General features: G+C 25.4%; 12 protein-coding genes and 1 pseudogene. All 13 read right to left on the bottom strand.

The genetic code is table 11. The features are described from left to right. Window positions 1-140: 140 nt before the first annotated feature. Window positions 141-530 carry a hypothetical protein gene (locus ACQRD5_RS15270; RefSeq protein ID WP_291630695.1) on the bottom strand — a complete coding sequence of 130 codons (390 nt, stop codon included), beginning with the start codon at window positions 528-530 and terminating at the stop codon, window positions 141-143. A gap of 132 nt (window positions 531-662) precedes the next feature. Then, window positions 663-1775, bottom strand: coding sequence for an HlyD family secretion protein (locus ACQRD5_RS15265; protein ID WP_427747010.1), 1113 nt, complete (start codon window positions 1773-1775; stop codon window positions 663-665). Further along, window positions 1762-2259: a hypothetical protein gene (locus tag ACQRD5_RS15260; protein ID WP_291630699.1), complete on the bottom strand. Its 498-nt coding sequence runs from the start codon at window positions 2257-2259 to the stop codon at window positions 1762-1764. The genes ACQRD5_RS15265 and ACQRD5_RS15260 overlap by 14 nt, the downstream gene beginning before the upstream one ends. Continuing rightward, window positions 2246-4507: a peptidase domain-containing ABC transporter gene (locus ACQRD5_RS15255; protein WP_291630701.1), complete on the bottom strand. Its 2262-nt coding sequence runs from the start codon at window positions 4505-4507 to the stop codon at window positions 2246-2248. Before ACQRD5_RS15255 ends, ACQRD5_RS15260 begins: the two co-directional genes overlap by 14 nt. Before the next feature lie 160 nt (window positions 4508-4667). Further along, complete coding sequence (locus ACQRD5_RS15250; RefSeq protein ID WP_427747009.1) at window positions 4668-4766, bottom strand: group II intron maturase-specific domain-containing protein; 99 nt, start codon at window positions 4764-4766, stop codon at window positions 4668-4670. Window positions 4767-4994: 228 nt separating this feature from the next. Beyond that, a complete protein-coding gene (locus ACQRD5_RS15245; RefSeq protein ID WP_291630703.1) occupies window positions 4995-5708 on the bottom strand; it encodes a LytR/AlgR family response regulator transcription factor in 714 nt (237 codons plus the stop codon). Between the two features lie 343 nt (window positions 5709-6051). Next, window positions 6052-7713 (bottom strand): M4 family metallopeptidase, encoded by a 1662-nt coding sequence (locus tag ACQRD5_RS15240; RefSeq protein WP_291630705.1) that lies wholly within the window; start codon window positions 7711-7713, stop codon window positions 6052-6054. Between the two features lie 559 nt (window positions 7714-8272). Beyond that, a complete protein-coding gene (locus ACQRD5_RS15235; RefSeq protein ID WP_291630707.1) occupies window positions 8273-8986 on the bottom strand; it encodes a LytR/AlgR family response regulator transcription factor in 714 nt (237 codons plus the stop codon). Window positions 8987-9126: 140 nt separating this feature from the next. After that, window positions 9127-9849 carry a glycerophosphodiester phosphodiesterase gene (locus tag ACQRD5_RS15230; RefSeq protein ID WP_291630709.1) on the bottom strand — a complete coding sequence of 241 codons (723 nt, stop codon included), beginning with the start codon at window positions 9847-9849 and terminating at the stop codon, window positions 9127-9129. Continuing rightward, window positions 9842-10012 (bottom strand): annotated as a pseudogene (locus tag ACQRD5_RS15225) (DUF2809 domain-containing protein); the annotation flags it as partial. The gene ACQRD5_RS15230 and the pseudogene ACQRD5_RS15225, both read right to left, overlap by 8 nt. 232 nt (window positions 10013-10244) lie before the next feature. Next, window positions 10245-10862: a superoxide dismutase gene (locus ACQRD5_RS15220; protein WP_291630711.1), complete on the bottom strand. Its 618-nt coding sequence runs from the start codon at window positions 10860-10862 to the stop codon at window positions 10245-10247. A gap of 127 nt (window positions 10863-10989) precedes the next feature. After that, complete coding sequence (locus tag ACQRD5_RS15215; protein ID WP_291630713.1) at window positions 10990-11379, bottom strand: zinc-ribbon domain-containing protein; 390 nt, start codon at window positions 11377-11379, stop codon at window positions 10990-10992. Between the two features lie 245 nt (window positions 11380-11624). After that, entirely contained in the window at window positions 11625-11819 is a 195-nt protein-coding gene (locus ACQRD5_RS15210) for a hypothetical protein (RefSeq protein WP_291630715.1), read from the bottom strand. Window positions 11820-11842: the final 23 nt, after the last annotated feature.

Raw genomic sequence — 11842 nt, 5'->3', positions numbered from 1 at the left:
AAAATATAGCCCACCACAAAAGTGATTGGCTATATAAATATTTTTTTATAACTTTAAATTATCCGTTTTACAGAGAGCATTTTAATTCTATGAAATTATTTATTAATATCTGATTATATTTTTATTTTACTATATTAATTTTACCATGGCTTTACATAAGGTATATATGCACCACTACCAGATGGCTCCTTAATCAGACTTAATGTAGCTCCTGTTTCCCTATCTATTGCATAGTCTAAATTGTCAATCATTTGTTGTGAATAACCACCCAACATGATACCAGCAAGAGTTCCTACCAATGGGTTTGCTAGTCCGGCTATGCCACTCAAAACTATACCAATATTACGACCAGTTTTAAATGCATATTTTAACTCCTTACACTCACTAACGTTTAAGTTAATTGCATAGCCCCACCAGTGCTCTGATACTGAGCCACCCCCATCAACATATTCCATCTCATCTCTGTCAACATCTACATAGCTATTTGGTAATTGTAAAGCATATTCTCTTTTTAATACGAATGTACTCATTTTTTTCTCCTCCATTTTATACATATATATTTTAAAAGAACTTTTAACACTTGTAAATATTTAACATAAAATTAATTAATTCGCGCGCTATTTATATTAAAATTACTATATTAAAATTTCTCTTAATGCTATTTAACTAAATTTAATTCCTATTAATTCTAAAATGTATTTCATATAGGTTATTTTTTCATACTTAACTCTTGTTTCTGCTACCATTCCTAAGGTTAAGTTAACTTTTTCTCCTTTAGAATCTTCTAAATATGTTTTATTTGGCTTAACCTTAACTTTAAAAAATACATTTCCTTTTTCATTATCTATAGTTGCATCTTCATCTATGCTTATTACTTTTCCTGGTATTGTTCCATATTCTGATTGTAATAATCCTCCTACAGCTAATGCTACTTCATCTCCTACATGTATTCTTGGTCTATCAGTTGAAGGTAACATTGTTTCTATTATTAATTCTTCTTCTTTACTTGTTATAGTTCCTATTAAGTTTCCACCTTGAAGTACCATTCCTGAAGTTAATGGCGTATTTAAATGAACTATTCCACTTTTTTGAGCTACTACTTGATATTGTTTTTTTCCTCTTTCTAAAGCTTCCTTTTGTGCTACTAGCTTTGATAGTTCTAATTCATACTGATTTTTTTCAGTAGTAAATTCTGAAATAGTTTTATAATAATGCTCATCAGATTTATTTTTTTGTGTTTTAACATAATCCTTTATTTGTTGTTCATTTGCTCCTTGTTCTTTCAATGCTTTTTCATCTACAACAAACTCTTTTCTAGCTATATAAGCTGCATTTAACTTATTATAAAATTCAAATTCTTCCTCATTATTAGGATCAAATTTATTAGTTCCATTAGTTGCATTTTCTTCTGCTAATGTTAAAAGTTCTATTCTTCTTGTATAAGTATTTATTTGCGCTATTATTTGCTCTAATTGAAGTTCGCTTTCAAGTCCATTAGTTGTAAATAATACATCTCCTTCTTTTACTTCGCTACCTTCTTTAATAAATACATCTTTGATTTCTCCTGACCCCTTAGTCATAATGTGAAATTTATTTTCTGAAACTACTAATCCTTGGCCTTTTACCATATATGTTTTTACTGACTTATTTGCCCAAATTAAGCATGCCACAATTAATGCTGTAACTATTAAAATAATATAATTCATAAAAGCTGGTGGTTTTCTATCATAAAGGATTTTACTATCAGTAATTTCATTTAAGTTATATACTTTCAAGTAAATCTCCACCCTTCAAAGTTTCCATAAATACATCAGCCACAATATTCTCTTCTTCTTGTTTTACAAATACAGTATAAGAATCGCCCTTTAGCTTAATATCATTTTCAAAGGCATATACTCCTAATTTTTGATATGCAAATTGTAACTTTTCTTCTTTTTCTGTAAATCTAGCAAAAAGACAATTAGTTACTCTTAGCTGCGTATTTAATTCATATGGTTTCTCAACATTATATATAGGATTTTTTAATTGAACCATTAGCTTTATTATTACTTTAGCTTGTCCACTTTCATCTACTTCTACTGTAGAATAATTTATCATAGGTCCAATAGTTGAGTTTCCCTTTGATTTAATATAACTATCCATCATATAGCTAATTTTATTTATATCAATTAATTCATTTTCACTTATTTCTCTAATTAATACATTATTAAGCTTTAAAGTTTTATTTTCTCTTATTGCTATTTTCTCAATTGTACTCATACTCCTCACCCTCTTCTATAATACTTTCTGATATTTTATTATTTTTTTCTGTATCCAAATTATCTTTATATATAATATCCTTTTCTTCTATTGAGCCAACTTGACTTATATACAGCTTATAATAATAACCTTTTTTCTTTAATAAACTTTCATGATCTCCTTCTTCTACAATTTTTCCTTTATCCATAACATAAATTATGTCACAGCTTCTTATAGTAGATAATCTATGAGCTATCATAAGCATTGTTATATTCTTCCCCTTCTTAAATAAGGTATCAAATATCTTTGCTTCGCTTATAAAATCTAAATTACTTGTTGCTTCATCTAGTATTAAGAAGCTTGGCTTTTTAATCAAAGCTCTTGCCATTGCAATTCTTTGTTTTTCTCCTCCAGAAAGGCCCCCACCGGCTTCTTCTAAGAAAGTATCATACTTACCTGGTAGTTTTTCTATAAATTCTTTGCAACCTGCATTTTCACAAGCACTTTTTATTTCTTCATAGCTTGCATTTGCTTTTCCTAAGGTTATATTTTCTCTTATAGATCCTGAAAATAATTCAACATTTTGAGGAACATAGGATATATTTTCTCTTAAGTTATATAAGTCCAATTCTTCTATGTTATATCCATTAATATTTATTTTTCCTTCTTCTGGTGTATAGTATTTTAATAAAAGCTTAGATATAGTTGTTTTACCACTTCCTGATTCCCCTACTAAAGCTACCTTTTTACCCTTAGGTATTTTTATACTAATATTATTTAAAACTGGAGATCTACTACCATATCTAAAGGTAATATTATTTAATTCTATATCTCCATCTAATTTTTCTATTTTAATTTTTTCAGTTTCAGTTTCTTCTTGCTCTTTTTCTACTTCATATATTTCTGAAATTCTTTTTAAAGATATACTAGCTTCTTGAATACTTAGTTGTAGTCCTATAAGTCTTCCTATTGGATCCATAAAATATCCTGATAGTGTTGAAAATGCCATAAGGCTACCTAATGTAATATCACCATTCATAATCATTCTAGCACCTATATACATAATAACTAGATTTCCTACACTTGATACTACTCCTGATATTGAACCTTGAATATTTGATAAAACACCTTCTTTAAAAGCTATCCTTAAATTCCTTATATATTCATTTTCTAACTTTTCTATATTTTTTTCTTCTGCTGCATGAACCTTTATAGTCTCTATTCCTTTTAAGCTTTCTATAATATGACTATTTAACCTTGCTCCAGCTTCCATTTGCTCTAAATTAATTTTCTTATATGGAGCCTTAAATATATAAATTAATACAGCACTAATTATTGTTAAAACTAAAATAACAACAAATAATTTTTGATTCATTACATACAGTATTGATGCTGATACAACAGCCATTACAATATCCATAATCAATGATAATGATACTGAGGTTAATATATTTTTAATTGTAAAAGCATCACTAAATCTAGTAAGTATATCTCCTACCTTTCTTGATGCAAAAAACTTCATAGGTAGTTTATATACATGTTTAAAATATCCAAGTAATAATGGAATATCTATTTTTTGAGATAAATATAATAGCATATGTTGTCTTATTGCACCTAATCCAACTTGAGTTATTGCTAAAAGTAAAAAACCGATTACAAATATATTTAATTGATTTTTTAAATTATATGGAAGTATTTCATCCATAAGAATTTTATTAAAAAATGCTGATGCTATTCCTAGTATAGTAAGTATTGCAGAAGCAATTATACTATATGCAAATAATGACTTTTGAGGTAATAATAACTGTATAAACTTAGAAAGTATTCCTTGGCTTTTTACTTTACCTATATTAAATTCATTATTTGGAATTAATAGTAATAATACACCATCAAAGCTTTTAAAAAATTCATCAATACTCTTTTTTTCTTTTCCCTTAGCTGGATCTAAAATTATTACTTCCTCTTTTTTAATCTTATGTACAATTACAAAATGACTTAATCCTTCTTCTGTAATCACATGGGCAATTGCTGGTAAAGTGTATTTTTCTTTAAAACCATTCTTATCAACTCTAATTGCTTTAGTATCAAAACCTAACTTTTTAGCACCATCTTCTAAGCCTAATAAAGTTGTTCCTTTTATATCTGTTCCAAGTAAATCCCTTAGTTTAGTAATGGTTATTTCTTTTTTATAATACATACATACTGTGGCTAAACAAGCTGCTGCACAGTCTGTTATATCATGTTGTTTAACTAAATATTTACATCTCATAAACATTCCTCCATCTTATATAAAAATTATATAATAATATTTTTAATTATTTAAAATTTTATATTAAAATTCATTTTTTGACTTATTAGGTATTTTTTTAGTCTTTCTTTTCCTTTTAAGTTTAATTTCTTCCTTCTTAGTCTTTGTCTTATCCATTTATCTAATTGCTGAACAACGCCTTTGCATTTGCTATCCCATAATAATTAATCCATCCAATATTAGTTTGATTCAATTTATTTATTCTTTGTTTCAAAGTCATCGTCTTCAACCTAGATAGTATTTTTCTTATTAACCTTAGTACTCTCTTATCTTTATATCTATTGAAAGTTTATATGATTCCCACTTACTCTGGACACCATTGTCATTGGCTAGTGGTTCTCACTCTCAAGCCCACAACGGACTTTCAGCGTCAAGTTTTTTCCCATGCTTGGTACACAAAAAGGAGCTATGCACTAATTTTTAGTGCGACAGCCCCTTAAAAAAAATCTTATTTAAATATTTCTAACTTATTTTTAAAACTATAGCTTAAGTCAGCAGTTTTATCATAATCATTAAAAACTACTTCCCATAGCTTTGAATTTATTCTTTTAATTTCTTTTACATTGTCTAAATTAACAGCATAAGACTTATGTGTTCTTAAAAAATTTTTATAATTTATTTCTTTTATTACATTTTCTATACTATTTGTTTTTATATTAATAGAACGATTTTTTGTATGTATTACGCACTTTTTTAAATAATATTCTAAAAATAAAATATCTTTATGGTATATCTTTATTTGATCTCCATTTATGTCCTTTAAGAAAATATATTTGTTATTGTCTATCTTCTTTAAGTGCCTTAAAAACTTATCTATTAGTTCAAATACTTTTTCAATAGAATATGGCTTTAATAAATAATCAAAACAATTTGTTTCCTTTAAAGCATTAACTATATACGATACTTCACCACTAATAAATATTATTGGAGTTATCTCGTATTTTTCTTGTTTTCTTATAAATTTTGCAAAGTCTAATCCAGATCCTTCTTTTAATTTAGTATCCAGAAGAAATAAATCTATAATATTTCCACTGCTAATAATCTTTTTTGCTTCAACTTGATTTTCTGCTTCATATACTCTCACATCTAAGAATTTTTCTTCAATACATTTTTTCAGAATTTTTCTCTGATAAACTTCGCTTTGTAATACCAAAATATTCATTTATTTCCTCCTTCAAAATATTATTTCAATATTTTCTATTTTATATTACTTTATTTTCTTTGTAAATATATAGATATTTTGTTTTATTTTTCGTATTAATAATATTGAGATAAAAATATGAATTAAGTATTATTTATAATAAAAATTTGTATAGGAGACACTATTAGTAAACCATAAAATTTATTAAAAGGTTAGTCACACTTCATAAAAATTACTTGTAAAAAATATAATTAATTGGAAATAATATTATGTATTAGAGGGAGTGTGGAAGGTTAGTTGTTTCACGTGCTGGGCACAGCAAAAAAGACCAGCAATAATTTTATTTGCTGGTCTAAATAACAAATTAGTAAATTCCTACACTTGTAAAAGCAGTATCTACAGCTTGAGCTTCTCTAGAATTATTACCATATAAATCTTTAGCAGATTTGATTAAGCCAAGTTTTGCTTCTGCAAATGAAGTTGTATTATTAAAATATGTAGTCATTGCTCTATAGAATATTTTTGCAGTTTTTTCGCATCCAACGTATGATGCTAAATTATATGCTGCCTTGTTAGTAATACCAGAGTTAATGTGAACTCCACCGTAATCTCCATCTTTAGTATTTGGAAGATTAATATAATTATTCATATGTGCTGGTTGATTATATAATGTAGGATTAGCAAGACTTCTTAATGCATCTCCTTGAACTCCTGGAGTATATATTTCATCTCCTACAACCCAATCTGAAGGATTAAACTCCCAATAGCCCCCATTTTTTACATTATACTTATCATAAGTTTGAATTAGTACACCAAATACATCAGATAAAGTTTCATTTAAAGCACCTGATTGGTTTTCATAATTTAAATCACAAGTATAACTAGTTACTCCATGAGTCATTTCATGAGCAACAACATCAAGATCTCCAGAAAGAGAAGTAAATGTTCTACCATCTCCATCTCCATAAACCATCTTGTATCCATCCCAATATGCATTATTGTAATTTGAACCAAAGTGTACAATAGAATTAATTGTCATTCCGTTGTCATCTATACTATCTCTATTAAACATATTTTTATAGAAATCATAAACTACTTCAGCATAGCTATGTGCACTTACAGCTGCAGGATCATTTATATTAGAAGTATTTCCAGCTACAAAATAAGCGTTGCCAGTATAACTATTGTTTGCAGTAAATGTATTTATGTATCCTCTCATAGGTTTTGTTGCATCTTGCATATAGTAGTAATTTTGATATTCATAAAGATTAAGATTTCTTAAAGATCCATTAACTGCTCTTCCTGTTCCAGTAACACTTGCTTCACGTATTAAACTCTTTTCTTCAATTATATCTCCACTATATAAATCAACAAATATCTCCCAACTACCAGAAGTAGGTAGGTCATATACTACATTAACTTTATATACATCATAAGCTTGTCCATCTTTGTAATAAATATAATTTTCAGCTTTAGGTTCTTGAGTAAGTTCAGTAAATTCCTTTGAAGCTTTAGCTATTTTTATAGCCTCTCCTCCTGATATTGGTAATTCATTTTTCTTAGTAACTGACTCAATTCTATCTTCTAAAGTACCAGTCATACTTTGGATATTACCATTTTCATCAAAGTGAACAGTGATTTTTCTTCCATATATTTCTTTACCCTTAAATGTTTGATTTAATTTTACATGAGTAAAGCCAAGTTCATCAGTTTTACATTTATCAATTCCAAAATCAATATCTTCACTTTTAAATCCAAATAAAGCTCTATTCTTTTCAAGATAACTTAATACTTTATCCTTTGAAACATTAGTATCTAAATCAATTTCACCATCAATAAATAACTGTACTCCATTATCTTCCTTAATAAATATTTCTTCTTTTCCATTTGTATCATTAGCTATTTGCTCAATTATTTCTGATTTACTCTTCACTTGTGATGTAATATCAGTAGCAAAAACTAATTCTGTCATAGACATTGATGTAATAGTAGCCATAGCAATAATTGCTAGCAGTCTTTTTTTCATAAAATCACCCCAATAAAAATTTTCTAATTTTTAAATAGTATTTTTTTATTTAAAAGAATTTTAAATAAACTGCCTTTTTAATATATACTTAATTAATTCGCGCTATATATATTAAAGTTATATTATTTAAATTTCTTTTATTTCAAGTTAACTAGATTTCATAATATAAATTTATTATTGAAATTACATTATTTAGATTTTTATTAAATTGTAATTTCAAGCTTTAATTATTTTTTTAATACTATTCAAAAACATATTAAACTTTAATTTAATATCATTATATATGCATTTAAAATATATTTATCAAATTTTTCTTTAAACGCAAAAAAAAAGACCTAAAAAGAATCATTTTACTATTTTTCTATTATTTTATTACAAAATTAAAATATAACATTTTTATAAATTTCTAATATAATAAAAAAATCCATAGGATTATTTTCTCTGTTAAGATAAATTTACTACAAAATATCTACAGAAGGATAATCTCTATGGACTACAAAAGAATAACACAATTTCTACAGCTAATTTTTTATAATATAACCTTACCAATTTTCCTTTCTTATTTGAAAATTGGTAAATTATTTTTAAAATTATAACTTAAATCAGCCTTTTTATCATAATCATAAAAACCAATTTCCCATAACTTTGAATTGACTTTTTTGATTTCTTTTATATTGTCTAAATTAACAGCATAAGATCTATGTGTTCTTATAATATTTTTATAATTTATTTCCTTTATTATATTATCTATCCCCATTGTTCTTACATCAACGGAACCTATTTTCGTATGTATTATGCACTTTTTTAAGTAATATTCTAAAAATATAATATCTTTATAATATACTCTTATTTGTTCACCACTAATATCTTTAAAAAATATGTAATCATTTTCTTGCTTTTTATTAAAATGCTTTAAAAATTTTTCTACAATCTTAATTGCTTTTTCTTCAAAATATGGTTTAACTAAATAATCAAAACAATTAACTTCATTTAAAGCTTCCATTATATACTCTACTGATTCACTTATAAAAACTATTGGAGTTAATTCATATCTTTCAATTTTTCTAATATCTTTTGCTAAAGCTAAACAAGAACCTACATTTAAGTTAATATCTAAAAAAAATAAATCGATTACATTTTTGCTATTAACTATTTTTTTTGCTTCCTTTATACTGGAAGCTTCATAAACTCTAACTTCTAAAAAATTCTCTTTAATTATTTTAGATAAATACATTCCTTGAAAATTTTCATTTTCTAGCACTAAAATATTCATTTATTTACCCCCAAATTACTATTAATTAGTATTTACATTCTACAATAATATTAATTTTTTGTAAATATTTTATTTATTTTATAATTATTTAACATTATAAGTTAAAATTAAATATAATAATTTAATTTATTCTATTTAATTCACCTATTCTCCTCTAAAATCTCATTTAATAATTCTGGATAATCTGTGAAGGCACCATCTACTTTATTTTTGATTAACAATCTCATATACATTGGATTATTAACAGTAAATATGTTAACTTTTAAATTATTTTTATGGGCTTCCTTTATTAATTCTTCTGATACTAATCTTATATCAGGATGAATTGCATATGCTCCTAAGGACCTTGCATATTCAACAACATCCTTTATAGGATTTTCATATAAAACTCCTGTTTTAATTTTACTAATGGCTTTTACCTTTTTTATTGATTCGTGGTTAAAGCTAGATAATATAATCTTATCTTCTATTCCATAGCTTTTAATTAAATCAACTACATCCTCTTCAATTCCATGGTAGTGAATAATATCTGTTTTCAATTCAATATTTAATAATATATCTATGTCTTTTATCAAATCTAGTACTTCTTCTAATGTAGGAATATGACACTCATCATTGTCTCTAAAAAGCTTTTTTCTATTTTTAAAGGACTTTAATTCTTCTAAAGTAAAATCCTTAACTAATCCTTTTCCTAGAAATGTACGCTCTATATCTTCATCATGTATTACAACTAATTTATTATCTTTACTTTTATGAACATCAATTTCTAAGCCCTTTGCTCCACATTTTATTCCTTCTTTTAAAGCAAGTATTGTATTTTCTGGATAATCAGAGCTTGCTCCTCTATGTGCAAAATTAATCATATTTATCCTCCTTATATCTCTTAAACATCATTTTAGATGTACATTTATCTATTATTATTCCTAAAAATATACCAATGGTGTAACAAATTAAATCTGAAAATAAAAAGCCATGTCCTAATATTAATGCTCCTATTAAAGTACTCCTTATTTTATTAATCCACTCACCTTGGTATAATTATGATATTTCTATTAAAATTACTTTTTCTATCATTAAATAATAATTTTAAATCTATTATTTTATATTATCCTCTATTTATATAATATCTCTTATAAATATACTAACACAATTAAACTATATAACCTTTATTTATTTTATAAATCTAATGAATTTTATCATTATTTTATAAAAAAAAACACATCCTATGATGTGCTTTTTATTTTGTATTACTTTAGATTTAAATATTATGACAATCTTCATAAAGTCCTTGGACTTTTTCCCAATCTATAACATTCCATATATTCTTTACATAATCTGCTCTTAAATTTTTATATTTTAAATAATAAGCATGTTCCCATACATCTATAGTTAAAATTGGAATTAAATCATCCATTACTGGTGAGTTTTGATTTACCCTTTTAACTATTGATAATTTTTGATCCTTATCCTTAACTAAGAAGCCATAACCTGAGCCAAACTGAGATATAGTTAAATTAGTTAATTCTTCTTTTAAGTTATCTAGACTACCAAAGGTGTTATTTATTTCTTCTAATAATTTACCTTCTGGAGCTTTCTTCGGATTTGGAGAAAGAATTGAAAAATATAAGTTATGGTTTGAAACTCCTCCACCATTATTAACAACAGCTGGCCTTATTTCTTCTGGCAAATCAGCAACACCTTTTATTAATTCATCTAAGTTTTTTCCTTTTGTATATTCTTCATATCCTTCTAAAGCATTATTTAAATTATTTTCATAAGTTTGAAGATGTTTAGTATAGTGTGTTTTTACTGTTTCCTCATCTATATATGGCTCTAAAGCATTAAACTCATATGGTAATTTTATTTTATTGTACATTAATTTTTCTCTCCTTTATTTATGTTTTATTTTAATTTATCCTAATTATGTAATTCCTATTCACAAAAGCTATATATAATATATAAACTTAAAATTCTTATTAGGAAAGAATCCTCAATTTAATATATTAATTAATTTTATGACCACAATAAGGACAATATCTATATTCAGAATCAATTACTTTACCACAGTTTTTACAAACATTATTTATATTATAATCATATCCATAATCATTATTAATTTCATTCAAATCCCAATATGTTAATTCAATATCTTCTCCTTTTTCTATGCTCTTTCCTTTTTCCTTAGATATTGAAAATATTTTTTTACAACTTCCACATTCAACATAATACTTTTCATTCCACTTAAAAATAGGTATAAAAAAGAAGTGAAAAAATTCATAATGCTTTATAATTCTTCCAATAGTTAATCTATTACAACTCTTGCATGTAAAATTATTTATTATTTTAATTTCCTTTTCTTTATTTTCTATTCCAAAAATACCTATAAAAAACATATTATTCTCCCTACTTAACTTTTTAATATATTTTTATTGTATCATTTTTAAAATAAATAAGAAGCTAGAATAATTATTAATTCTAACTTCTTATCATACTCTTATTTTTTCTTTTACTTTATTACTATTATTAATTACTTTACTTACCAAGTTATTATTAGCATTAATGCTAACTTCTAATTTAACCGTCATTGAGATATTCTCCTCTGCAATTATTTTGAAAAAAGTAGAAAAATAAAAGTAAATTATCCTTTATTTTTATTAAGTTCATATTTAAGACTTTCCAAGATATTGTTGATATCCTTTTCAATACTTCTTGTAAGAGATATTTTTTCTTCTTCTGTATATGATGCTGAATTATTTATATTTTGTTTCATATAAAATAATTCTCTAACATCTTCATTAAAACTACAATGTTTATTTCTATCTACTCTACGCATATTCTAACCCCTCCCTTAATAAT

The organism is Clostridium sp. SGI.024, from assembly GCF_050315195.1.
Taxonomy (GTDB): Bacteria; Bacillota; Clostridia; order Clostridiales; family Clostridiaceae; genus Clostridium.
This window is presented reverse-complemented; position numbering and strand designations above follow the sequence as displayed.

What these genes read in the sequence shown, in the direction of transcription:
- ACQRD5_RS15270 (WP_291630695.1), bottom strand. Translation starts at nt 530, where the DNA reads ATGAGTACATTCGTATTAAAAAGAGAATATGCTTTACAATTACCAAAT.
- ACQRD5_RS15260 (WP_291630699.1), bottom strand. Translation starts at nt 2,259, where the DNA reads ATGAGTACAATTGAGAAAATAGCAATAAGAGAAAATAAAACTTTAAAG.
- ACQRD5_RS15255 (WP_291630701.1), bottom strand. Translation starts at nt 4,507, where the DNA reads ATGAGATGTAAATATTTAGTTAAACAACATGATATAACAGACTGTGCA.
- ACQRD5_RS15250 (WP_427747009.1), bottom strand. Translation starts at nt 4,766, where the DNA reads ATGACTTTGAAACAAAGAATAAATAAATTGAATCAAACTAATATTGGA.
- ACQRD5_RS15245 (WP_291630703.1), bottom strand. Translation starts at nt 5,708, where the DNA reads ATGAATATTTTGGTATTACAAAGCGAAGTTTATCAGAGAAAAATTCTG.
- ACQRD5_RS15240 (WP_291630705.1), bottom strand. Translation starts at nt 7,713, where the DNA reads ATGAAAAAAAGACTGCTAGCAATTATTGCTATGGCTACTATTACATCA.
- ACQRD5_RS15235 (WP_291630707.1), bottom strand. Translation starts at nt 8,986, where the DNA reads ATGAATATTTTAGTGCTAGAAAATGAAAATTTTCAAGGAATGTATTTA.
- ACQRD5_RS15230 (WP_291630709.1), bottom strand. Translation starts at nt 9,849, where the DNA reads ATGATTAATTTTGCACATAGAGGAGCAAGCTCTGATTATCCAGAAAAT.
- ACQRD5_RS15220 (WP_291630711.1), bottom strand. Translation starts at nt 10,862, where the DNA reads ATGTACAATAAAATAAAATTACCATATGAGTTTAATGCTTTAGAGCCA.
- ACQRD5_RS15215 (WP_291630713.1), bottom strand. Translation starts at nt 11,379, where the DNA reads ATGTTTTTTATAGGTATTTTTGGAATAGAAAATAAAGAAAAGGAAATT.
- ACQRD5_RS15210 (WP_291630715.1), bottom strand. Translation starts at nt 11,819, where the DNA reads ATGCGTAGAGTAGATAGAAATAAACATTGTAGTTTTAATGAAGATGTT.